This is a genomic window from Streptomyces sp. NPDC091272 (genome assembly GCF_044757485.1).
Taxonomy (GTDB): domain Bacteria; phylum Actinomycetota; class Actinomycetes; order Streptomycetales; family Streptomycetaceae; genus Streptomyces.
In genome coordinates this window covers 1-22409 of sequence record NZ_JBIVVC010000008.1, presented here as the reverse complement: position 1 = coordinate 22409, position 22409 = coordinate 1, and the positions used below count along the sequence as shown (strand labels likewise).

Annotated in this window: 19 protein-coding genes and 1 riboswitch; of the genes, 4 read left to right on the top strand and 15 right to left on the bottom strand. The window is 69.9% G+C overall.

Annotated elements, in window-relative coordinates; translation table 11 throughout:
* Positions 1 to 4: 4 nt before the first annotated feature.
* Together ACIQM4_RS22280 and ACIQM4_RS22275 are read right to left on the bottom strand one after the other, a co-directional pair.
* A complete protein-coding gene (locus tag ACIQM4_RS22280; RefSeq protein WP_401594258.1) occupies positions 5 to 1480 on the bottom strand; it encodes a SulP family inorganic anion transporter in 1476 nt (491 codons plus the stop codon).
* 730 nt (positions 1481 to 2210) lie between these two features.
* Positions 2211 to 2450 carry a hypothetical protein gene (locus ACIQM4_RS22275; protein WP_401594255.1) on the bottom strand — a complete coding sequence of 80 codons (240 nt, stop codon included), beginning with the start codon at positions 2448 to 2450 and terminating at the stop codon, positions 2211 to 2213.
* 190 nt (positions 2451 to 2640) lie between these two features.
* On the opposite strand from ACIQM4_RS22275, the gene ACIQM4_RS22270 reads away from it, so the two are divergent.
* The gene (locus ACIQM4_RS22270; RefSeq protein WP_401594252.1) at positions 2641 to 3477 is read left to right on the top strand and encodes a PhzF family phenazine biosynthesis protein; all 837 of its coding nucleotides are present in this window, start codon (positions 2641 to 2643) and stop codon (positions 3475 to 3477) included.
* Positions 3478 to 3498: 21 nt separating this feature from the next.
* Here the strand turns inward: ACIQM4_RS22270 and ACIQM4_RS22265 are convergent, their stop codons facing one another.
* Together ACIQM4_RS22265 and ACIQM4_RS22260 are read right to left on the bottom strand one after the other, a co-directional pair.
* The gene (locus tag ACIQM4_RS22265) at positions 3499 to 4299 is read right to left on the bottom strand and encodes a CPBP family intramembrane glutamic endopeptidase (protein WP_401594250.1); all 801 of its coding nucleotides are present in this window, start codon (positions 4297 to 4299) and stop codon (positions 3499 to 3501) included.
* A 213-nt stretch (positions 4300 to 4512) separates the two neighbouring features.
* A complete protein-coding gene (locus ACIQM4_RS22260; RefSeq protein ID WP_401594248.1) occupies positions 4513 to 6021 on the bottom strand; it encodes a glutamate--cysteine ligase in 1509 nt (502 codons plus the stop codon).
* A gap of 508 nt (positions 6022 to 6529) precedes the next feature.
* Between ACIQM4_RS22260 and ACIQM4_RS22255 the strand changes: the two genes are divergently transcribed.
* Both ACIQM4_RS22255 and ACIQM4_RS22250 read left to right on the top strand, forming a co-directional pair.
* Positions 6530 to 7126 (top strand): hypothetical protein, encoded by a 597-nt coding sequence (locus tag ACIQM4_RS22255; RefSeq protein ID WP_401594245.1) that lies wholly within the window; start codon positions 6530 to 6532, stop codon positions 7124 to 7126.
* Positions 7127 to 7447: 321 nt separating this feature from the next.
* On the top strand, positions 7448 to 7645 hold the full coding sequence (locus tag ACIQM4_RS22250) for a DUF5999 family protein (protein ID WP_401595006.1): 198 nt from the start codon (positions 7448 to 7450) through the stop codon (positions 7643 to 7645).
* A gap of 72 nt (positions 7646 to 7717) precedes the next feature.
* Here the strand turns inward: ACIQM4_RS22250 and gcvP are convergent, their stop codons facing one another.
* On the bottom strand, positions 7718 to 10606 hold the full coding sequence (gene gcvP, locus ACIQM4_RS22245; protein ID WP_401594242.1) for an aminomethyl-transferring glycine dehydrogenase: 2889 nt from the start codon (positions 10604 to 10606) through the stop codon (positions 7718 to 7720).
* 198 nt (positions 10607 to 10804) lie between these two features.
* Positions 10805 to 10902: riboswitch (glycine riboswitch) on the bottom strand.
* A gap of 127 nt (positions 10903 to 11029) precedes the next feature.
* Between gcvP and ACIQM4_RS22240 the strand changes: the two genes are divergently transcribed.
* Complete coding sequence (locus ACIQM4_RS22240) at positions 11030 to 11419, top strand: PRC-barrel domain-containing protein (RefSeq protein WP_401594239.1); 390 nt, start codon at positions 11030 to 11032, stop codon at positions 11417 to 11419.
* 505 nt (positions 11420 to 11924) lie between these two features.
* Here the strand turns inward: ACIQM4_RS22240 and ACIQM4_RS22235 are convergent.
* The 10 genes from ACIQM4_RS22235 to ACIQM4_RS22190 all read right to left on the bottom strand — a co-directional run bounded on the left by ACIQM4_RS22235 (position 11925) and on the right by ACIQM4_RS22190 (position 22175).
* Positions 11925 to 13568, bottom strand: coding sequence for a DNA polymerase IV (locus ACIQM4_RS22235; RefSeq protein WP_401594236.1), 1644 nt, complete (start codon positions 13566 to 13568; stop codon positions 11925 to 11927).
* A 43-nt stretch (positions 13569 to 13611) separates the two neighbouring features.
* Entirely contained in the window at positions 13612 to 14220 is a 609-nt protein-coding gene (locus ACIQM4_RS22230; RefSeq protein WP_401594233.1) for a MerR family transcriptional regulator, read from the bottom strand.
* Positions 14221 to 14437: 217 nt separating this feature from the next.
* The gene (locus ACIQM4_RS22225) at positions 14438 to 14911 is read right to left on the bottom strand and encodes a bifunctional nuclease family protein (protein ID WP_185033262.1); all 474 of its coding nucleotides are present in this window, start codon (positions 14909 to 14911) and stop codon (positions 14438 to 14440) included.
* A 65-nt stretch (positions 14912 to 14976) separates the two neighbouring features.
* Positions 14977 to 15720: a MerR family transcriptional regulator gene (locus tag ACIQM4_RS22220; RefSeq protein ID WP_401594229.1), complete on the bottom strand. Its 744-nt coding sequence runs from the start codon at positions 15718 to 15720 to the stop codon at positions 14977 to 14979.
* Positions 15721 to 15738: 18 nt separating this feature from the next.
* A complete protein-coding gene (locus tag ACIQM4_RS22215; protein WP_401595003.1) occupies positions 15739 to 16608 on the bottom strand; it encodes an FHA domain-containing protein in 870 nt (289 codons plus the stop codon).
* 148 nt (positions 16609 to 16756) lie between these two features.
* Positions 16757 to 17596, bottom strand: coding sequence for a DUF881 domain-containing protein (locus ACIQM4_RS22210; protein WP_401594226.1), 840 nt, complete (start codon positions 17594 to 17596; stop codon positions 16757 to 16759).
* A gap of 5 nt (positions 17597 to 17601) precedes the next feature.
* A complete protein-coding gene (locus tag ACIQM4_RS22205) occupies positions 17602 to 17934 on the bottom strand; it encodes a small basic family protein (RefSeq protein ID WP_040019805.1) in 333 nt (110 codons plus the stop codon).
* Positions 17931 to 18857, bottom strand: coding sequence for a DUF881 domain-containing protein (locus ACIQM4_RS22200; RefSeq protein WP_401594223.1), 927 nt, complete (start codon positions 18855 to 18857; stop codon positions 17931 to 17933). Before ACIQM4_RS22200 ends, ACIQM4_RS22205 begins: the two co-directional genes overlap by 4 nt.
* Positions 18858 to 18954: 97 nt before the next feature.
* Positions 18955 to 21450, bottom strand: a complete 2496-nt coding sequence (locus ACIQM4_RS22195; protein ID WP_401594219.1) for a sugar phosphate nucleotidyltransferase — start codon at positions 21448 to 21450, stop codon at positions 18955 to 18957.
* A 116-nt stretch (positions 21451 to 21566) separates the two neighbouring features.
* Positions 21567 to 22175 (bottom strand): CDP-alcohol phosphatidyltransferase family protein, encoded by a 609-nt coding sequence (locus tag ACIQM4_RS22190; RefSeq protein ID WP_401594216.1) that lies wholly within the window; start codon positions 22173 to 22175, stop codon positions 21567 to 21569.
* Positions 22176 to 22409 lie beyond the last annotated feature (234 nt).

Below are 22409 nucleotides of genomic sequence, written 5' to 3'. Positions count from 1 at the left end.
CCACTCACCCCAGCTGCCCGGCCAGCTTCTCGTGCATCCGCGCGCTCGGCTCGTTGAGGCCGGTGATGGTGACGCTCTTCCCGTACCGGGCGTACTTGGTCTCGATCGCGTCGAGCGCCGCCACCGACGAGGCGTCCCAGACGTGCGCCCGGGACAGGTCGACCACCACGTCGTCCGGGTCGTCCTTGTACCGGAACCGGAAGACCAGATCGTTCGACGAGGCGAAGAACAGCTCGCCGACGACGGTGTAGACGACCGTTCCGCCGTCCACCTCCCGCACCACGTCAGCCAGGTGCGCCACCCGCTTCGCGAAGATCACCATCGCGCTGACCGAGCCGATGACCACACCGACGGCCAGATTGTGCGTGACGACCACGCACACCACCGTGATGACCATGACGAGCGTCTCGCCGAGCGGCAACCGCCGCAGGGTCTTCGGCAGTACGGAGTGCCAGTCGAAGGTCGCGGCCGACACCAGCACCATGATCGCCACCAGCGCCGCCATCGGGATCCTTGAGACGACCGGTCCGAGCAGCAGACACAGCACCAGCAGGAACGCGCCCGCGAGGAAGGTCGAGAGCCGGGTCCTGGCGCCGGAGACCTTCACGTTGATCATCGTCTGACCGATCATGGCGCAGCCGCCCATGCCGCCGAAGAGCCCGGTGACGATGTTGGCGACGCCCTGGCCCATGGACTCGCGGGTCTTGTTGGAGTGCGTGTCCGTGATGTCGTCGACGAGCTTCGCAGTCATCAGTGACTCAAGGAGCCCGACGAGAGCGAGTGCGAAGGCGTACGGCGCGACGGTGGTCAGCGTGTCCATGGTGAACGGCACGTCCGGCAGACCCGGCACCGGCAACGAGGACGGCAGCTCCCCCCGGTCCCCCACCGTCGGTACGGCGATGCCCGCACCGACCGTGATCAGTGTCAGTACGACGATGGAGACGAGCGGGGCGGGCACCACGGTGGTGATCCTTGGAATCAGCACGGTGAGCACCACCCCGCCGATGACCAGCGGGTACACCGCCCAGGGCACGCCCGTCAGTTCGGGGAACTGCCCCATGAACACCAGGATCGCCAGCGCGTTGACGAAACCGACCATCACGCTGCGCGGCACGAACCGCATCAACCGGGCCACCCCGAGCGCCCCGAGCACCACCTGCATCGACCCGCCCAGGATCACGGCGGCGATCAGGTAGCCGAGCCCGTGCTCCTTGTTGAGCGGCGCCACGACGAGGGCGACGGCGCCCGTCGCCGCCGAGATCATCGCCTTGCGTCCGCCGACGACCGAGATCACGACCGCCATCGTCACCGCGGAGAACAGCCCCACACTGGGCGAGACGCCCGCGATCACCGAGAACGAGATCGCCTCGGGAATCAGGGCCAGGCCGACCACCAGGCCGCCCAGCACCTCGGTCCGGAACACTTTCGGGGAGGCCAGCCAGTCGGGCCGGGACAGACGGGGGACGTGCAGCGAGGACATGGAGCCGTTTCCGTAGGGTCACCGTGGGACAGCGCCGCGGGGGCCGTGCGGGCCGTGGGCACAGAGCAAAGAGCTCCATCTTAGTTGCCGCCTCAGCACCTACCGGCTGCCACCGCGACCCGGCCCGGCCGCCACCACCGAAGCACCCTCGGCACATGTCGGCCTCTGCGCAGCTCAGCCCAGGTGCCACCGCGGCTCAGCCCGAGTGCCACCACGGCTCCACCCTGCCGCCACCACCGAAGCACCGGCCTCGGCACGTGCCGGCCACGACCGCAACTCAGCCCGGGTGCCACCGCGACTCGGCAGCGAAGCACCCTCGTCACGTATCGGCCACGGCCGCGGCTCAGCCCGAGTGCCACCGCGGCTCCGCCCTGCCGCCACCACCGAAGCACCGGCCTCGGCACGTGCCGGCCTCGACCGCAGCTCAGCCCGGTCACGACCACAGCTCGGCCCTGCCGCCACCGCCGAAGCCCCAGGGCGGGTGCGCGGCGTCCTACCGCGGCACCGCGACGAACAACGGCCGAGGACGCCCGGCCGCCCACGACGCGGCCCGGCCACCCGCCCCGTCACGGCGCACGACGACCCGACGGTGCCCGGCCTCCTGTCGTACCGGCCCGGCGAGGTGCGCGGCAGCCGCACTGACACACCGGAGCGCACCCGCGCCCCACAGAAGGACGGTCCCGCCACCCGTGCACGGTCGCTCCTCACGCTCCCGGCCCCGCCACACCCCTCAGTAGCACCACCAAGTGCCGCTCGCCGGCTGCGGAATCCACCCGTAGCTCCCCGAGTCCCCCGGCCCGCGCCGGAACACCGCGGTCACCGTGTCCGGCCGGTAGGTCCTGATGCGCACGGGGTTTCCCCGCTCGTCTGCGGACTCCAGCACGATTTCCCCGGACTTCGTCCGGCCGGCCGCCTGAGCCTCGACGACATCATCGACACCCTCGGCCAACTGCAACATAAATACGGCCACAACGCCTCCTCAGCCCCAACAACGAACCGAAGCACCCTAACCCCGCAAATCCCAACACCCTTCCCACAACCACCCATTGAGCCCATCCCGACACACGTCCACTCCCCCAGCCCTCCGGGGCACGGGTCCCGGTCCACCCACCACGAATTGGCCGTACCCCCGCCGACCGCCCCTTCTCTACGCTCCTGACATGCGCATCCGAACGGTCGACGCCTTCACCTCAACGCCCTTCGCGGGAAACCCCGCCGCGGTCCTCCTCCTGGAGGACGCCACCTCCTTCCCGCACGACCAGTGGCTCCAGCACGTGGCTGCCGAGCTCAACCTCTCCGAGACGGCCTTCGCCCACCCCCTCCCACCGGCCAACCCCGCCCCCGGCCCCGCCGACTGGGCCCTCCGGTGGTTCACCCCCGCCACCGAGGTCGACATGTGCGGTCACGCCACCCTGGCCACGGCGCACATCCTCCACACCACGGGAACCGCCACCGGCACGGTCCGCTTCAGCACCCGCAGCGGCATCCTCACCTCCACCGCCCACCCCGACGGCTCCCTCACGCTGGACTTCCCCACCGCGCCCCTGCTGCCCACCGCGACGCCCGACGGACTCGCCGAGGCCCTCGGCGTCGAGCCCCGCACGGTCCTCCACACCGGCGACCAGGTCGGCGACCTCCTGGTCGAGTGCCGCTCGGAGAGCGAGGTCCACGCGCTCGCGCCGGACCTGAAGGCCCTGGCCGCCCTCTCCCGCCGTGGTGTCATCGCGACCGCCCAGGCCGAGGGTCCCTCGGCGGAGTACGACTTCGTCTCCCGCTGCTTCTTCCCTGGCATCGGGATCGACGAGGACCCGGTGACGGGCAGCGCCCACACCGCGCTCGCCCCGTTCTGGTCGGCCCGCCTCGGCCGCACCGAACTGACCGGTCTGCAGGGCGGCGCCCGCAGGGGCCTGGTCCGCACCGCCCTGCGCGGCGACCGCACCCTGCTCACCGGCCACGCTGTCACCGTCCTCGACGGCGAACTCCTCAGCACTCCGTAAGCCCGCGGCGCGGCGGCGAGGTCACAGGGTGGGCAGCCAGTCCACCTTCCCCGCCAGCACCGCGTACCCCACGAACGCCCCGATGTCGAGCAGCGCGTGGGCCGCCACCAGCGGCCCCACCCGCCCCCACTTCCGGTAGAGCAGCACGAACACGACGCCCATCACCATGTTCCCGATGAAGCCGCCCACCCCCTGGTACAGGTGGTACGACCCCCTCAGTACCGAGCTCGCCACCAGCGCGGCCATCGGGGTCCAGCCCAACTGCCCGAGCCTGCGCAGCAGATACCCGACCACGACGACCTCTTCGAGCACCGAGTTCTGGATCGCGGAGAGGATCAGCACCGGGTACTTCCACCACACCTCGGGCAGCGACTCGGGCACCACCGTGAGGTTGAAACCCGTCGCGTTGGCCAGCAGGTAGAAGGCCAGTCCCGCACTGCCGATGCCGGCCGCGACCAGTGTCCCGCGCCCCAGGTCCGGCCACGGCCGCAGCCGGTCGAAGCCCAGCGCGCGCAGCCCGCTGCCCTCCCGCATCAGCAGATGCGCGACGAGGGCCACCGGAACCAGCGCCGTCGAGATGGAGAACAGCTGCCAGACGAGGTCCAGCCACGGCCGCCCAGGCGCGGCGGAACTGTTGAGGTTGGCCGCCTGGTCCTTCAGGCCGCCCGGCCTCGTCACCGCCCCGACGAAGCTGATCAGGGCGGAAACCCCACTGGCCCCCAGCGAAAGGGCCAGCACCAGCAGCAACTCGGTGCCCAACACCCTGCGCGTCAGCGGCTGTTCACGCGCCACCACCGGCTTCTCGGGCGTCATGTCGGCCATCTGCCCCGTATCCCCTTGCACTCGGACCTCCACTCGTGTGCTCCCGCCTCATCCTGCCTCCACAGCGGCAGGGTCACGAATGCAGGTCCGGACAGCACTGGTCCGGGTAGCCACGGCTTGCGCCATCTGCCGTGCGCGCAGGGGCCGCCGAGCGCCGCGCCGCCGGCCTCGCGGCGCAAGCCCGCCCGTGGAACGCCCCGATCGGCCGAGCCCTCAGGAATGCCCCGGAAAACCCACTGCCCACGTGTGCACCGGTTCCCCCGAATGCATCAGTTCCCCGTACCTGCGGGTCATCGCCGCCAGCGCCGCCTCCCGGCCCAGCCCCGCGTCCAGCGCCCGGTGGTAGGTGTCCACCTGCCAGGAAGCCCCGTTCATCCGCTTGCGGCACCGCTCCTCGATCACGCCGAGATAGCGGTCCCGGTCCGCCGCCTCCACGCCCCACGCGTCCAGCCCCGCCGCCGCCAGGGGCAGCAGTTCGTCCTGTACGAGCTGCACGGCGGGCACCCTGTGCGTCCCGGCTCCCCGCCCGGCGCGCGGCCACGTCAGCTCCGCGTCGATGCCGTACCGGCAGGCCGTGTCGAAGTTCGCCTCGGCCTCCTCGAACGCCATTCGCCGCCACACCGGCTTCGTGTCCTCGGCGAGGGCGCGCACCAGCCCGTAGTAGAAGGCGGCGTTCGCGATCACGTCGGTCACGGTCGGCCCCGCCGGCAGCACCCGGTTCTCCACCCTCAGGTGCGGCACGCCGTCGGCGATCCCGTACACCGGCCTGTTCCACCGGTAGACGGTCCCGTTGTGCAGCACCAGCTCCTTGAGCTGCGGCACGCCGCCCTCGTCCAGCACCCGCAGCGGGTCCTCCTCGTCGCAGATGGGCAGCAGCGCGGGGAAGTAGCGGAGGTTCTCCTCGAAGAGTTCGTACGCGGAGTCCACCCACCTCTCGCCGAACCAGGTCCGCGGCCGCACCCCCTGCGCGATCAGCTCCGGCGGCCTGGTGTCCGTCGCCTGGGTGAACAGCGGGGGCCTCGACTCCCGCCACAGTTCCTGTCCGAACAGGAAGGGCGCGTTGGCCCCCACCGCGATCTGCACGCCTGCGACCGCCTGCGCCGCGTTCCACACGTCGGCGAAGCGCCCCGGCGTCACCTGGAGGTGCAACTGGACGGACGTGCACGCCGATTCGGGCACGATCGAGTCGGAGCTGCAGACCAGGTGCTCGACGCCCTCGATGTCGAGTTGGAAGGGCTCACCCCTGGCCGCCACGATCTGTTGGTTCAGCAGCTCGTACCGGTCGACGTCCGAGAGATTCGCGTGCACCAGGTCGTCCCGCCCGAGCGTGGGCAGAATGCCGATCATCACGATCCCCGCGTCCACCTCCGCCGCCTTGCGGTGCGCATAGCCGAGTCCGGTGCGCAGTTCCTCCGCCAATTGGTCGAGAACGCGTCCCCCCAGCCGGTGCGGAACGATGTTCACCTCAAGGTTGAACATCCCCAACTCGGTCTGGAAATCCCGGCTCGCAATGCGGTCCAGCACCTCGGCATTCATCATTTTCGGCAGCCCGTCCGCCCCCGCGAGATTCAGCTCGATCTCCAGCCCCATGAGATTCTTCGGCCGGTCGAACTTCTTCTCCTTCAGGAGCCTGTCGAGCCCCTCCAGACACTCGTGCAGCTTGTGCCGGTACTTCTGCCGGTCCGCCAGGGCGAACCCGTCTGCCACGACCTTCTCACCCATCGGAGTGTCCTTCCTCAGCCGGGGCAGCCCGCGGCAGCGACCGCTGTGTCCTGTGGTTCACGGTCGATGATGCCCCGACGGACTGATCCGTAACGCCCCGCGCGCGGCCGGTACGCAGTACGCTCGGTGCAAATTCCGGCGGGCACATTCCGCAGGCATGGCGCAGGACGCAGTTACCAGCTCGACGGTTGTGGTCACAAACGCCGACGAGTTCCGGCCGACCGCACCGACGTGGGAATCCTGGGAAAAGTCCTGTATTCCGGCCCCTGAACCGGGACCTTTACCGCGCCGAATGCCGGATCCGTGCGGCCGGATCCCGCCTTGCGGGAAATATCCGCGTCGACTAGCCGAAACACCGTGTGAACACGTGTCGTATAAACTCCGCAGACAGAGGCGGAGAGCTGACGCCAGGCCGTCGTCCCGGCCCCCTCCGGCCCCGCAACCGCTGACAGCGCCGTCCGCACCGCCCAGGCTCCACCGTGTCTCCCAGAGCGAGAGGCGATCCATCATGCCGCTGCACGTACCCCCGGCTCCCGCGCCCGCCCTGCGCAGCGTTCTCGCGGCACTCGGTTCCCCCACTGCCGTCGCCGCGGCCCGCACCCCGGCCCTCCGCGGCGCCCAGGGGCCGCTCACGCCCGAGCTCCCGCTCCCCCTCCATGTCCTGGACCAGATCTCCGACGGCGGCCTGCCGCCCCGTACCCGCCTCACCGGCTGGCGGTTCCTGATCCGCGACGGCGGACGCGCGGTGGCAGCCGCCGACACCGTGCTCACCGCCGACGGCTGGACCTTCTCCCACTTCTTCGAGGGCCCCTATCTGAGCTCGACCGAGCGCGCGCTGCGCCAGGCCGAGGTCATGGCCGGCGTCCACCAGCCGCGGCTGCTGTCCATCCCCGCCCTGTACATGCTGACCCTGTGGCTGCACGGCGACGCCACCGCCGACGCGTCCACCGGCGTTCCCGCCCCCTCCGACGTCCTGGTACCGCTGGCCCCTGCGCCGCCCGGCATCGCCTCGCACCACCCCTGCAAGGTCGCCGACCTGCTGCCCGTCCTCACCCTGCGTCTGAAGCCGGCCGCCCCGTCCCCGCTCCTCGGCCAGCTCGCCTGAGCCGCCGACCGGCCGACGGTCCGCACCGGAGTGCCCCGCCCCTCCTGGATCGGAGGCGCGGGGCACCGTCGTGTCCGACTGACCCATCCGGACTAGCCCGCTGGGGCCACCCCGAACCACCCGAAGAGGGGGGCAAGTTGAGCTGAACCGTCCGCACGGGTGACGCGTCCTCAATCAGTGAGAAGCGCTGACGTGAAATCCCTGCGGATCGACGCCCGTGGGGCAACACTGGGACCGGACCAACTGATACGGGGGGCGGCCATGAACACCGATTCGAGCCGCAGGAACACGTTCACCACCACGCAGCGAAAGAACCCATCCATGTGCCAGCACCAGCCGTCCTGCCCGACCGCCGATTCCGCCGACCGGGAGGCCGCCCGTCCGACGGCGAACCACCCGGAGCAGGGCTGGAGCCTGCTGTGCAACGGGGTCCTCCTCTTCGAGGACACCGGCGAGCTGCTGCCGAACGGGCAGATCATCGCGCCGCACCGCCCGTTGGACGTGGCCACCGCTGCCTAGGACGGAGGGGCCGGCCCGGAGCTTCCACTCCGGATCGGCCCCTCACTTATGTCAACTGCCCGACGGCAACCGTCAGTTGTCGTACTCGTCCATCGGCGGGCAGGAGCAGACCAGGTTGCGGTCGCCGAACGCGCCGTCGATCCGGCGCACCGGCGGCCAGTACTTGTCCGCCGCCGAGACCCCGGCCGGGAAGACGGCCTCCTCGCGGCTGTAGGCGTGCTCCCACTCGCCGCCCAGCGCGGCAGCGGTGTGCGGGGCGTTCGCGAGCGGGTTGTCGTCGGCGGGCCACTCGCCCGACCCGACCTTCTCGATCTCGCCGCGAATCGCGATCATGGTGTCGCAGAACCGGTCCAGCTCGACGAGGTTCTCGCTCTCGGTCGGCTCGATCATCAGGGTCCCCGCCACCGGGAACGACATGGTCGGCGCGTGGAAGCCGTAGTCGATGAGCCGCTTGGCGATGTCGTCCACGCTCACCCCCGTCGACTTGGCCAGCGGGCGCAGGTCCACGATGCACTCGTGCGCGACGAGACCGTTCGGACCGGTGTAGAGGACCGGGTAGTGCGGCTCCAGCCGCTTGGCGATGTAGTTCGCCGCCAGCACCGCCACCTGTGTGGCCCGCTTCAGCCCCTCGCCGCCCATCAGCCGCACGTACGCCCAGGAGATCGGCAGGATGCCCGCGGAGCCCCACGGCGCCGCCGAGACCGGCCCGACGCCCGTGTCGGGTCCCGCCGACGGCTGGAGCGGGTGGTTGGGCAGGTACGGCGCGAGGTGCGCGCGCACACCGACGGGGCCGACCCCCGGGCCGCCGCCGCCGTGCGGGATGCAGAAGGTCTTGTGCAGGTTCAGGTGGGACACGTCGCCGCCGAACTTGCCGGGCTTGGCGAGACCCACCAGGGCGTTCAGGTTGGCGCCGTCGACGTAGACCTGCCCGCCCGCGTCGTGCACGGTCGCGCAGATGTCGGCAACGTGCTCCTCGAAGACGCCGTGCGTCGACGGGTAGGTGATCATGAGCACCGACAGTTCGTCGCGGTACTGCTCGATCTTGGCCCGCAGGTCCTCGACGTCGACCTCGCCGTCGTCGGCCGTCCTCACGACGACCACCTTCATACCGGCCATCACCGCGCTCGCGGCGTTCGTGCCGTGCGCGGACGAGGGGATCAGGCAGACGGTCCGCTGCTCGTCGCCGTTGGCCCGGTGGTACGCGCGCACCGCGAGGAGACCGGCGAGCTCGCCCTGCGAACCGGCGTTGGGCTGGATGGACACCGCGTCGTACCCGGTGACCTCGGCGAGGCGCTCCTCCAGCTCGCGGATGAGCGTCAGGTAGCCGGCGGCCTGGTCGACCGGTACGAAGGGGTGGATCTGGCCGAACTCGGGCCAGGTCACCGGCTCCATCTCGGTCGTCGCGTTCAGCTTCATGGTGCACGAGCCGAGCGGGATCATGCCGCGGTCCAGGGCGTAGTCCCGGTCGGCGAGCTTGCGCAGGTAGCGCAGCATGGCCGTCTCGGAGCGGTGCTGCTGGAAGACCGGGTGGGTCAGGAAATCGTCGCCGCGCAGCAGACCGTCGGGAAGCGCCTCACCGACGACCGCGTCCAGCGCCTCGATGTCACCCTCCACCGCGAACGCGGCCCAGACGGCGGTCACTTGGGCCCGTGCGGTCGTCTCGTCGCACGCCACGGACACCAGGTCGTTGTCCACGAGCCGCAGGTTCACCCCGTGCTCACGCGCGGCGGCGACCACCTCGGCGGCCCTGCCCGGGACCCGTACGGTCAGCGTGTCGAAGTACGCACCGTGCACGACCTCGACACCACCGGCGCGCAGTCCCTCGGCGAGGATCGACGCGTAACGGTGCGTCCGGCGCGCGATCCCCTTGAGCCCCTCGGGGCCGTGGTAAACCGCGTACATACCGGCCATGACGGCCAGCAGCACCTGCGCGGTACAGATGTTGCTGGTCGCCTTCTCACGCCGGATGTGCTGCTCGCGGGTCTGCAGCGCCAGCCGGTAGGCCTTGTTCCCGTCCGCGTCCACGGACACGCCCACGAGCCGTCCGGGCAGGCTGCGCGCGAACTTCTCCCGTACGGCCATGAACCCGGCGTGCGGGCCGCCGAATCCCATCGGCACCCCGAACCGCTGCGTCGTACCCACAGCGATGTCCGCGCCGAGCTCACCCGGCGACGTCAGCAGCGTCAGCGCCAGCAGATCCGCGGCGACGGTCACGACGGCACCCAGCTCGTGGGCCTGCTCGATCACCGGCTTGATGTCCCGTACGACTCCGGAGGCACCCGGATACTGCAGCAGCACGCCGAACACACCGCGCTCGGCGATCTCGGCGGGAATGCCGTCCGCCAGGTCGGCGACGACCACCTCGACGCCGGTCGGCTCGGCCCGCGTCCGGATCACGGCAACGGTCTGCGGAAGCGTTTCCGCATCGACGAGGAACACACCCTTCTTGACCTTGCCCACCCGGCGTGCGAGCGACATGGCCTCGGCGGCGGCGGTGCTTTCATCGAGCAGCGAGGCGCCCGAGGTGGGCAGCCCGGTCAGGTCGGCGACCATCGTCTGGAAGTTGAGCAGGGCTTCGAGCCGGCCCTGCGAGATCTCCGGCTGGTACGGCGTGTAGGCCGTGTACCAGGCGGGGTTCTCCATCACGTTCCGCAGGATGACGGGCGGCGTGAACGTCCCGTAGTAGCCGAGCCCGATCATCGGGGCCAGCACCTCGTTGCGGTCGGCGAGCGTCCGCAGCTCGGCCAGCACCTCGGCCTCGGTACGCGCGTCGGGCAGGCTCAGCGCCTCGGCGTTCTTGATGGCGTCCGGCACCGCGGCGGCGGTCAGCTCGTCCAGCGACCCGTACCCGACCTGCGCGAGCATCTTGGCCTGCGCCTCACCGTCGGGACCGATGTGACGCTGCTCAAAGGGGATTCCACGCTCAAGCTCTGCGAGTGCGATACGACGGTTGGCGGTCATCTGCGGAAGGCCTCCTGGTCTGACACGACCTGCGAGGGGCACCACGGCACGGGTACCCGGACGGCCTCCCCCTCTGTCATCTCAACCTGAGAGCTTCACCGGAGCACCGCGAACGGGCCCCGACTTTCACCGTCGGTGAGGGAGGATCGCGCACCGGCCTGCGCCGTGCCCGCCAACCGCCCTGCTTTCCAGAGTGACCTCGTCCGTGCGGTACAGGGGCCTGAGAGATTCCGGGGAGGAGTTGCTCCTTCGGCGCCTCCGAAATCCATCTCGGAGGACTCTCCCGCGCGGGGTCAGCAGCCATCGGCCAGCCTACCAGCGCACTCCCGTGCAGATCCCTCGAGTGGCCAGGCTCTCAAATCTGCTCTTTCGTAGTGTTTTACGCGGCTACACAGCAGTTGCGACAGCTGAAGGGACGGGACCGTGGAGACCGACATCGATCCGCGCAGCCTGATCGGCCGCAAGGCGTTCGACCGCAACGGCACCAAGATCGGAACGGTGGACGAGGTCTACCTGGACGATGCCACGGGCGTACCGGAGTGGGCGGCCGTCCGCACCGGCCTCTTCAGCCGGGACGCCTTCGTCCCGCTGGAGCCCAGCAGCCTCGAAGGCAACACTCTGCGCATCCCGTTCGAGAAGTCCCTGATCAAGGACGCCCCGGACTTCGGCGTAGGCCGGCACCTTTCCCCCGAACAGGAACTCCAGCTCTACCACCACTACGGCCTGCACTTCTCCCCACCCACCGCCGACCGAGACTTCGGCACTCTCGCCCCCGAAACCACCACCCAACCGAACCCCCCGGAAAGCCCTTGACCCCTCCCACCCGGACCCCGGATCCCGGGCCCCCGACCCCCGGATCCCACACCTCGGGGCCCCCGCAAGGCCTCCCGTCCGGACCCTCGGACGCCCGCACGGCTTCCTGACCGGCCGGCAGACGCCCACCCAGCCTTCCGCCCGCCCTCATCGGATACCCGCCCGGCCCCCGCCCGGCCTCATCGGATACCCGCCCGGCCCCTCGGACGCCCGCACGGCTCCCTGACCGGCCCGCAGATGCGGCCCGCCCAGCCTTGCGCCCGGACCCTCAGATGCCCAACCGGCCGGCTCTCCGGACCTCGCGCACCCGCGTCGACACGCCCGGCCCCTCGGGCTCCCGCCCGCACAGCCACGCTCCGGCCCCCATACGTCCGGCCCGCCCCCGCCCGGCCCTCCCTTTCGGACCCTCCGGCACCACACGGCCAGCCCTCCAGGCCCTGCGCGCCTGCACACCCATTCGTCTTCGTCCGGGTCTCCATGCGATCGCCCGGCCCCCGACCGATCCCTAGTCCCCGCTCTCCGTCCCCGCCCCCGGTATCCCCACCAGCGGCAACGGCTGCGCCGCCTCCAGCTCCGGATCGTCCGTCCGGAAGGTCCTTACCCGCCCCGGCCCCTGCGAGCCTGGTTCTTCGAAGCGCACGGTCACCCGCCCCAAGCCGCTGCCCTGCACCCATCCCGCGCCGTATTTCGCGTGCCGCACGTCGTGCCCCGCGTGCCACCGCCGCTCCTCCGCGGGCTCCACGGGCTGGGCTCCGCCGGCCACCGCATCTCCCGCGTTCCCCGCCGCCGCGCCCGGCCCGCTTCCGGCTTCGGCGTCGCCGCCGTCCGTACTCACGCTTCCTGGCGCGACGTCTGTGGTCCCCGCTACGGCTCCGGGCCCGGCACCTCTCCCGGACTCGCGATCGGTCCCAGACTCAGCAACCCAGACCTCGGCCCCCACGGCACTCCCCCCGGCCGTACCCGCCACCACCGCGTCCCGCGCTTCCCCCTGTGCCCGGTCCGCCCGCGTGTCCCGCCCGGCCTCGTTCGCCCGCCCCGACTGTGCCGCCTCCGCCCCTTGCGTTTCTCGGAACGCCTGGGCCGCCTGCGCGAAGAGGTCTTCCTGGGTGTAGTCCGCCAGCCCCGTCACCCCCACGCCGAGCAGTCGCACCCCACCCGTGGTGTCGACGCCCTCCAGCAGTCGCGCCGCCGCCTCCCGTACCACCCCCGCGTCGTCCGTCGGCCCCCGCAGCGTCTCCGAGCGGGTCAGTGTCGAGAAGTCGAACCTCCGCACCTTGAGCACCACGGTCCGGCCCGACCGCCCGGCCGCCCGCAGCCGCTGCACGCAGCGCTCTGCCAGCCGCTCGACCTCCGAGCGCACCCGCACCCGGTCGTGCAGGTCCACGTCGAAGGTGTCCTCGACCGACACCGACTTAGCGTCCCGCTCGGCCACCACGGGCCGGTCGTCGATACCCTGCGCCATCCGGTACAGCGACGCCCCGTGTGCCTTGCCCAGCAGCCGTACGAGCTCGGCCTCGCCCGCCGCCGCCAGGTCAGCCACCGTCGTCATCCCGGCCCGCCGCAGGTGGTCCCCGGTCGCGGGCCCCACGCCCGGCAGGATCCGCACCGACCTCGGCGCCAGCAGCTCGCGCTCGGTCCCGGGAGCGATCAGCACCAGGCCGTCCGGCTTGGCCTCCTCGGAAGCGATCTTGGCGAGCATCTTGGAACCTGCGAGCCCCACCGAACCGCACAGCCCGGTGACCGCCCTGATCCGCTCCCTGAGCCGCTCGCCGACCGCCCGCGCGGTCGCGGTGTCCGCCGCCGTCCCGCCCGCCTCCAGGTCCACGAAGGCCTCGTCCAGGCTGAGCGGCTCCACCAGCGGCGAGAGCTGTCCCAGCAGCTCCATCACCTGCTCACTCACCGTGCGGTAGAGCGCGAAGCGCGGGACCAGGTAGGCGGCGTTCGGCGCGAGCCTGCGCGCCTGGGCCGTCGGCATGGCCGAGTGCACGCCGAAGCGCCTCGCCTCGTACGAAGCGGTGGCGACCACACCGCGCGGCCCGAGCCCGCCCACGACCACCGGTTTCCCGCGCAGGCTCGGCTTCGCCGCCTGCTCCGCGGAGGCGTAGAAGGCATCCATGTCCAGATGCAGAATGGTCGGTGCGGTCCTCACCCCACCGATGCTGCCCTACGCCACTGACAATCGGCCGGAGGCGTCAGCCGGCCCGGTTGCGCCTGCGCGCCAGCTCGTCACCCGGGTTGTTCCCGACCAGCGTCTCGCCGGTGTCGACACGTTCCCCGTGCAGCTGCGAGAGCGCCGTCTCGACGTCCCGCCACACCACGCCCACGGCGATTCCGAAGACTCCCTGGCCGCCCTGCAGCAGGCTGACGACCTCGTCCGGCGAGACGCACTCGTAGACGGTCGCCCCGTCACTCATCAGCGTCACCCGCTCCAGATCCTGGAAGCCGCGCTCCCTGAGGTGCTGGACGGCCGCGCGGATGTTCTGGAGGGCGACACCGGTGTCCAGGAACCGCTTGACGATCTTGAGGACAACGACGTCACGGAAGCTGTACAGCCGCTGCGTCCCTGATCCGTAGGCAGGCCGCACGCTCGGCTCGACGAGCCCGGTACGCGCCCAGTAGTCCAGTTGCCGGTAGGTGATACCGGCCGCCGCACACGCGGTGGGCCCCCGGTACCCGACCGTGTCGACTGCCCCCGCGGCGGCCTGAGCCGGGGCGAGGGGGTGCTGACCGTTCATGGGGTCGGCCGAACTGCCGAGCGGATACGGCCCGCCCGTCGCCGTACCGTCGCCGCTGATTCTCACGCCGACCTCCGTCCTTGACCTGCCCTGTCGACGGTAGGCAGTCACCCGGGGTGCGTCAACGATCGCCACACTAGGCACGCCGGGTGATAATCACCCTGAGAGTGGTTTGCCGTATCCCGATGCGGGGAAAGGCTAGCTGAATGCCCTTGTGCCCCCTGGAAATGGCAGGCCCGGCCGAGAGGCACGGCCCTGGGGACCGCGGCTCACGGCCGGCAGCTCACTGGCTGTTGGTACCGAAGTCCTCCGGCGAGATCTGGTCGAGGAACTCGCGGAACTTCTCCACCTCGTCCTCCTGCTCGTCCGGGATGGCGATTCCGGCGTCGTCCAGCACCCCGTCACTGCCGTAGATCGGCGTCCCGGTGCGCAGCGCCAGCGCTATCGCGTCCGAGGGCCGCGCACTGACCTCCACCCCGCTGGCGAAGACCAGCTCGGCGTAGAACACCCCGTCCCGCAGGTCGGTGATCCGCACCTCGGTGAGCTCCTGGCCGACCGCTTCGAGCACGTCCTTGAAGAGGTCGTGCGTCAGCGGCCTGGCGGGTGCCAGCCCCTGCTGGGCAAAGGCGATGGCCGTGGCCTCACCCGGTCCGATCCAAATGGGAAGGTACCGATCGCCTCCCACTTCACGCAGGAGCACGATCGGCTGGTTGTTGGGCATTTCCACCCTGACACCTACGACGTCGAGCTCGTTCACACAGCAACCCTAGGACGTGCCCGACCGGTTTGGGTAGTCGGGCTCCTGTTCACACCGGTTAAGGCTCAGTTCGAGCCGGACCGCAGCGCCGTCTGGACCAGCGCCGCGTGCAGTCGTACGGTCAGCCCCGCGAGCTCCCTGGTGGTCGCCTCGGCATGCGCCCTGGTCTGCGGATTGCGGTGCCGGCGCAGGGGCGCGACGATGTTGGTGATCAACCCGGCCTCCCGGTCGGCGGCGGCCTTCATGGCCCGCAGGTGCCGCGGTTCGAGGCCGAACCTGCCCAGATCGGCCACCAGTTTCGCGACCGTCACCGCCTCCGCGTCGTAACCGCCGTCCGGCAGTTCCGAGATCAGGCCGTACGACTCCCACTCACCCAGGTCGCCCTCGCCCACCTCGGCGGCGGCGAGCAGCTCCTCGCGGCCCAGCCGGGCCACCGTCGCCCGCTCGGGCGCCGTCTCCGGCACCCCTTCGAGCAGCTCCCGCGGGCCCGCGGGTGAGGGCAGCTGGACCGTCTCGCCGCGCTCCAGCGCGTCGAGGTGCTCCTTGATGACCTTGAGCGGGAGGTAGTGGTCGCGCTGCATGCGCAGCACCTGGGCGAGCCGCTCGACATCCACCGGGCTGAACTTCCGGTACCCGGACGGAGTGCGCTGCGGTTCGACCAGACCCTCCGCCTCCAGAAAGCGGATCTTCGAGATCGTGACTTCGGGAAATTCCTCACGCAGCAGGCTCAGCACCGAACCGATGCTCATCAGCCTGCCGCCGGCGGAGGCGGTGCCGCGCACGGCACCGCCCGTCTGGATTCGCAGCATGGACCTTCCCTGGAGGGATCAGACGACCTGCTGGCTCGCATAGAAGACCAGCCGGTACTTACCGATCTGCACCTCGTCGCCGTTCGCCAGCAGGACCGCGTCGATGCGCTCCCGGTTGACGTACGTGCCGTTGAGGCTGCCGACGTCGGAGACGGTGAAACCACCGTCCGCGCCCCGGCGGAACTCCACGTGCCGCCGCGAGACGGTCACGTCGTCCAGGAAGATGTCGCTCTGCGGGTGGCGGCCGGCCGTGGTCAGCTCACCGTCCAGCAGGAAGCGGCTCCCCGAGTTCGGACCGCGGCGCACCACCAGCAGTGCCGCACCGAGCGGAAGGGCGTCGACCGCGGCCTGGGCCTCGGGCGACAGCGACGGGAGAGCGGTCTGCCCGGTCTTCTCCGCCTCGTACGCCTCAAGGCCCGAGATGGAGATCGTCGACGTGGTCTCCGAAGGACGCTCGGCAGCGGCGCCGCCCCGCAGCGGCGCACCGCAGTTGGAGCAGAAACGGCTGTCCGCGGCGTTCCGGTGCCCGCACCTCGTACAAACCGGCAAGGCCGACATGGACGGATCCTCCTGCCGCGGCTGCCCCGCGTGGTGGGCGCTGGTTGCGTACGGGTCGGGAGCGAACTCTCCACCCGTACTTGAGGTTGATGGTTCCTGGGAACCTATGCGGCCGGGACCTGCCGGGTCAACAGACGACGCGCCGGTGCCACCGACCTGATCGCGGAAGAGCGGGCGCTCTCCGCTCTGCTCCTCCCCGTCACCGGGGCGCGGGGCACGGTGACGGGCAGTGTGGGAGCTGCTGTCGTCACGTGCACTCTTGCCGAACAATTTCGCAAACAACTTCACGGGCGATTCCCCTTGACCGAAACAGACCCGCCCGTGGGGCAGGACGAACCCTGCGTCAACAAATCTGCTGACTTGGACATCTTCACAACGTCCGTATCACTCGGACAGTTTCCACCACGCACCACGTCCTTGATGCGCCGACCCCCCGCAACCTCATGCCCGTGTCCGACAGCCCTCATTCGCTCCGGCTTCACCGGGATGACGACCGAGCGTAGTCAGGCCGCTTCGCCGGTCGCAAGGCATTCACGACGATCTTCTCAAGTCGCTGCACCGTGGCGGTGGCCTGCTCCTTCTCCAGAGTCTGCACGACCCCGCCCGGGATGTTCAGCGCGGGCTCCAGATCCTGCGGCTTGCCGATCACCTTGAAGGTGTACGGCGCGCTGACTTCCTTGCCGTCCACCTGGATGCTGCCCGCGTCCCCGGAGAAATAGGTGTTGGCCACGACCCGTACGTCATTGATCTGGATCGCTTCCGCGCCTGCCGCCCGCAGCTCCTGGATCGTGTCGAGCAGCCGGTCCGGCTCGACCACGGAGCTCGGGTCGGTCACCGTGAGCGTGATGCCGGAGCCCTGCGCTCCCACCGTGCCGGCGAGCACACCGAGCTGGCGTTCCTTCTCCAGGGTCTGCTTGCGGGCCTCCTCGGCCTGGTCGGAGCTGCTCTCCAGTTCCGTCCGCTGCGCCTCCAGGCGCTGTTTCTCGTCCTCGAGCCGCTGTGTGCGGCCGTCCAGCTCGTTCAGGATCCGTACGAGGTCCTCCTGGCGCGCCCCTCGCAGCGCACCGTCCGCGTTGGTCGAGTTGACCTGGATGGCCAGCCCGAGCCCGAGCCCGAACAGCAGGAGCGCGACGATCAGCTGGGCCCTGGTGAGCCGTGGCGGCCACAGCCCCGCGATCAGCCGCTGCCGACCGGTCACCTCCCGGTGGCTGTGGTGCTCGGGCGGGGGGTGCTGCTCGTTCGTGGGCGGCTCCTCGGGCGGAAGCTGCCTGCCGCTGGTGGGCTGCTCGTCGTCCCCGTGCCGTTCTTCGCTGCTCATCGGCGTCACGCCCGGAAGATGTGACGCCGGATGGCGGCAGCGTTGGAGAAGATGCGGATACCGAGCACGACGACCACTCCGGTCGACAGCTGCGCCCCGACTCCCAGCTTGTCGCCCAGGAAGACGATCAGCGCGGCCACCACCACGTTCGACAGGAAGGAGACCACGAAGACCTTGTCGACGAAGATCCCGTCGAGCATGGCCCGCAGGCCGCCGAAGACCGCGTCCAGCGCGGCGACGACGGCAATCGGCAGGTAGGGCTCGACCACCGCCGGCACTTCGGGCCGGACCAGCAATCCGACCACGACTCCCACGACGAGGCCCAGTACGGCGATCACGATGTGCCCTTCTCTGTCTTCTGTGCGTCGGCCACGCCCTTCCCGGCGTCTGCGGCCTGCGGTTGCGCGATACGAACGATCAGGCTCGGCGCGGCCGGCAGCCGCACCTCCTCCTGGTCGGAAATGGTGGTACGGATGCCGTAGCTCTCCTGCAGCACGTGCAGGTACTGGCCGTCGGCGCTGTCGTTGAAGGTGGTGTTGAGGTGCTTGCCGCCCACGGCGAGCACCGTGTAGGGCGGTGCGAGGGGCCTGTTGTCGACCAGTATGGCGTCCCCCGCCGCCCTGATCGCCGACAGTTGCGTCAGGCGCTGCCCGTTGATCGCCACTGCCTCGGCGCCGGACTGCCACAGGCCGTTGACGACCCGTTGCATGTCCCGGTCCCGTACCCGTCCGGTGTCGGAGAAGCCGCTGTCACCCCGAGGGCCGTCGCTGCCGTCGCCGGTCGCCTTGGCGTCGTCCACGACGAGTTTGACGCCCGGCCCCTGAACGGGGGTCGCGCCGGAAAGCAGCGCCACCAGCTGGCCCTGGTCGCCGCCGTGCTCCTCCAGCGCCTTGCGCTGACGCTCCCCCACATCGCTGCGCAGGGCGTCGACTTCCTTCTCCAGCTTGTCCGCGGCGGTGGTCTCGGAATCGATCCGGCCGAGGAGCTCCTCGCGCTCCTTGGCCACCACGGGCGCCGCCACGCGGGCGTTCGCGGCTCCGAGCGTCACCACGGCGGCAGCCAGTACGAGACACGCGGCCAGCGAGAGCTTCCTGCGCAGCGTCCGCGGCATTCCCGCGGTCCCGTCGGCCTTCTGACGGGCCGCAGCCTCCGCGTATCCGTCGTCGAGGCTGTGCTCCATCACGTTCGTCAGCAGCGACATGGAGGCGTCGGGACGTCGCGGTGGGGAGGGGGTACTCCGAACGGGGGGCTGCTGCGACATGCCGCACATCGTCGCATGTCGGGGCCCCTACCACCGAATGGCCCCACCGGGGCCCCGGACTCCGTCGCGAGACGGTGTCCGGGGCCCCGGTCAGACCTCAGCGACCCGCGCTGTCGACGATCGCCGCCCACTCGTCCAGGAGCGCCTGGGCGGAGTCGTCGTCCGGCCCTTCGGCCCACAGGTGCGTGACGGCCTCGGCCGGGTCGGGCAGCACCATCACCCAACGTCCGTCCGCCTCGACGACCCGTACACCGTCGGTGGTGTCCACCGACCGGTCGCCCGCCGCCTCGACGACCCGGCGCATCACGAGCCCCTTGACCGCCCACGGCGTGGCAAGGTCACGCCGCAGCACGTGTGCCCGCGGGATCCGCGCGTCGATCTGGCTCAGCGTCAACTGCGTCCTCGCCACCAGGCCGATCAACCGTACGAAGGCCGCCGCGCCGTCGAAGACACTGCTGAACTCCGGCACGATGAATCCGCCGCGCCCGTCCCCGCCGAAGATGGTCTCGTCCTCGCGCCCCACCCTGGTCAGGTCGTCGGGCGACGTGGTCGTCCACTCCACCTGGGTCCCGTGGTACGCGGCCACCTGCTCGGCCACCCGGGTCGTCGTGACCGGCAGCGCCACCCGCCCGCTGCGCCGGTCGGCGGCCACGAGGTCGAGCATCACCAGGAGCGCGCGGTCGTCCTCGATGATCCGTCCCCGCTCGTCCACCAGCGAGAGCCGCTCGCCGACGGGGTCGAACCTGACCCCGAAGTCCGCCCGCGCGGAAGCGACGATCTCTCCGAGCCGGACGAGTCCGGCCCGTCGCGAGTCACTGGTCTCGGTGGGCCTCGCCTCGTCGAGTCCGGGGTTGATGGTCAGCGCGTCGACCCCGAGCCGGCCCAGCAGGCTGGGCAGTACGAGCCCGGCACTGCCGTTCGACGCGTCGACGACGACCTTCAGTCCCGAGTCCGCGATCCCTGTCGTGTCCAGGTTCCGCAGCAGCGACCCGGTGTACGAGTCGAAGACGCTCGCCGGGAAGTGCAGGTCGCCGATCTCTCCGGGGAACGCCCGCCGGTACTCCTGACGCGCGTACACCCGGTCGAGCTTGCGCTGTCCGCCCTGCGACAGGTCCGCGCCGCGCTCGTCGAAGAACATGATGTCGACCGAGTCCGGCACACCCGGAGACGTACGGATCATGATCCCGCCGGCGCTGCCCCGCGCGGTCTGCTGACGTGCCACCGGCAGTGGAACGTTCTCCAGATCCCGTACGTCGATGGCGCTCGCCTGCAGGGCCGAAATGACCGCCCTCTTGAGGGCTCGCGCGCCACGGGAGTGGTCGCGCGCCGTGGTGACCGTGGACCCCTTCTTCAGGGTCGTCGCGTACGCCCCGGCGAGCCGTACCGCGAGCTCCGGTGTGATCTCCACGTTCAGGATTCCGGAGACGCCGCGCGCACCGAAGAGGTGCGCCTGGCCCCTGGACTCCCAGATCACCGAGGTGTTGACGAAGGCACCGGCCTCGATGGTCTTGAACGGGTAGACCCGCACATTGCCCTGAATGATCGATTCTTCGCCGACCAGGCACTCGTCACCGATGACCGCCCCGTCCTCGATCCGGGCCGCCCGCATGATGTCGGTGTTCTTGCCGATCACACAGCCACGGAGGTTGCTGTGCTGCCCGATGTAGACGTTGTCGTGGACGACGGCCCGGTGCAGGAAGGCACCGCTCTTCACCACGACGTTGGACCCGATGACGCTGTGTTCGCGGATCTCCGCCCCGGCCTCGACCTTGGCGTAGTCACCGATGTAGAGGGGGCCTCGTAGCACGGCGTCCGGGTGGACCTCGGCTCCTTCGGCGACCCAGACGCCGGGAGAGATCTCGAAACCGTCGAGTTCGACGTCGACCTTGCCCTCCAGCACGTCCGCCTGAGCCTTCACATAGCTCTCGTGCGTGCCGACATCCTCCCAGTAGCCCTCTGCGATGTATCCGTAGACGGGCTTCCCTTCCTTCATCAGCTGAGGAAAGACGTCACCGGACCAGTCGACGGACACGTCGGCGTCGACGTAGTCGAAGACCTCGGGCTCCATGACGTAGATGCCCGTGTTCACGGTGTCGGAGAAGACCTGGCCCCAGGTGGGCTTCTCCAGGAACCGCTCGACCTTCCCTTCCTCGTCCACGATGGTGATGCCGAATTCCAGCGGATTCGGTACCCGGGTCAGGCACACCGTGACCAGTGCGCCCTTCTCCTTGTGGAAGCGGATGAGATCGGTGAGGTCGAAGTCGGTGAGGGCATCACCCGAGATGACGACGAAGGCATCGTCCTTCAGCGCCTCTTCGGCGTTCTTCACACTGCCCGCGGTGCCGAGTGGCTTCTCCTCGTTGGCATAGGTGAGCTCCATTCCGAGCTCTTCCCCGTCGCCGAAGTAGTTCTTGACGAGCGAGGCCAGAAACTGCACGGTTACGACGGTCTCATTGAGCCCATGCCGCTTGAGCAACCGCAGCACGTGCTCCATGATCGGCCGGTTGGCCACCGGCAGGAGCGGCTTGGGCATGCTCGAGGTCATGGGGCGAAGGCGTGTACCTTCACCACCGGCCATCACGACGGCCTTCATGTCGGAAGCGTCCTCCTTTGAAGAGAAAATCTCAGCCGACTGCGCCCGCCCGAGGCCCTTGCACGGACATCAGAGGTCCGGAAGGGCCGGCGCCGCACTGCGCCACTTCGACAGACTCAATCGGTTGTGGCGTCCGTCTTGACGAGCCGACGGACCTGTACCACGTACAGAATCCCTGCCCACCAATACAGGGTTGTACCCCATCCGGCGAACGCCCATCCGAAAATAGCACCGAGTGTCCCCGGCCACCCGTCCAGAGCGCTGAGCAGCAGCAACGGGAAGGCGTACATCAGATTGAACGTGGCCGCCTTGCCCAGAAAGTTCACCTGGGGCGGCGGATAGCCGTGCCGGCGGAGGATGCCCACCATCACCAGGAGCATGAGCTCGCGCGCCAAAAGGGCCGCTGTGACCCACCAGGGCAGAATCTCCCGCCAGGTCAGCCCCACCAGCGTGGACAGAATGTAGAGCCGGTCGGCGGCCGGGTCGAGCAGCCGACCGAGCTTGCTGATCTGGTTCCACTTACGCGCCAGCTTGCCGTCGAGGTAGTCGCTGATGCCGCTGAGCATCAGCACCAGCAATGCCCAGCCGTCGCTGTTGGGCCCACCGAACACCGGGCGAAGGATCAGCCACAGGAACAAGGGCACACCGACGAGGCGAGCCATGCTCAGAATGTTGGGGATGGTGAGGACTCGGTCCGTCTGAACGCGAGTCTCCTGGACCTCCACCCGGGAGCCTCCTGTGGGAACGTGCCAACGATTTGCTACCTGACCCTACCCTCAAGCCAACCCCGACGGCCGCACAGGGGGTGCACGGCCACACAGGGGTGCACATGCCTCGTAAACGCAAAAATGCCCCGTACCGGTTTCCCGGTACGGGGCACTCTCACAATAATTGTTCGGCGGCGTCCTACTCTCCCACAGGGTCCCCCCTGCAGTACCATCGGCGCGGAAAGGCTTAGC

Bases quoted from the DNA above. Each gene is read 5' to 3' on its own strand.
- ACIQM4_RS22265 (WP_401594250.1), bottom strand. From the start codon at position 4,299: ATGGCCGACATGACGCCCGAGAAGCCGGTGGTGGCGCGTGAACAGCCG.
- ACIQM4_RS22280 (WP_401594258.1), bottom strand. From the start codon at position 1,480: ATGTCCTCGCTGCACGTCCCCCGTCTGTCCCGGCCCGACTGGCTGGCC.
- ACIQM4_RS22210 (WP_401594226.1), bottom strand. From the start codon at position 17,596: ATGAGCAGCGAAGAACGGCACGGGGACGACGAGCAGCCCACCAGCGGC.
- ACIQM4_RS22255 (WP_401594245.1), top strand. From the start codon at position 6,530: ATGCCGCTGCACGTACCCCCGGCTCCCGCGCCCGCCCTGCGCAGCGTT.
- ACIQM4_RS22220 (WP_401594229.1), bottom strand. From the start codon at position 15,720: ATGCTGCGAATCCAGACGGGCGGTGCCGTGCGCGGCACCGCCTCCGCC.
- ACIQM4_RS22270 (WP_401594252.1), top strand. From the start codon at position 2,641: ATGCGCATCCGAACGGTCGACGCCTTCACCTCAACGCCCTTCGCGGGA.
- ACIQM4_RS22200 (WP_401594223.1), bottom strand. From the start codon at position 18,857: ATGTCGCAGCAGCCCCCCGTTCGGAGTACCCCCTCCCCACCGCGACGT.
- gcvP (WP_401594242.1), bottom strand. From the start codon at position 10,606: ATGACCGCCAACCGTCGTATCGCACTCGCAGAGCTTGAGCGTGGAATC.
- ACIQM4_RS22260 (WP_401594248.1), bottom strand. From the start codon at position 6,021: ATGGGTGAGAAGGTCGTGGCAGACGGGTTCGCCCTGGCGGACCGGCAG.
- ACIQM4_RS22250 (WP_401595006.1), top strand. From the start codon at position 7,448: ATGTGCCAGCACCAGCCGTCCTGCCCGACCGCCGATTCCGCCGACCGG.
- ACIQM4_RS22195 (WP_401594219.1), bottom strand. From the start codon at position 21,450: ATGAAGGCCGTCGTGATGGCCGGTGGTGAAGGTACACGCCTTCGCCCC.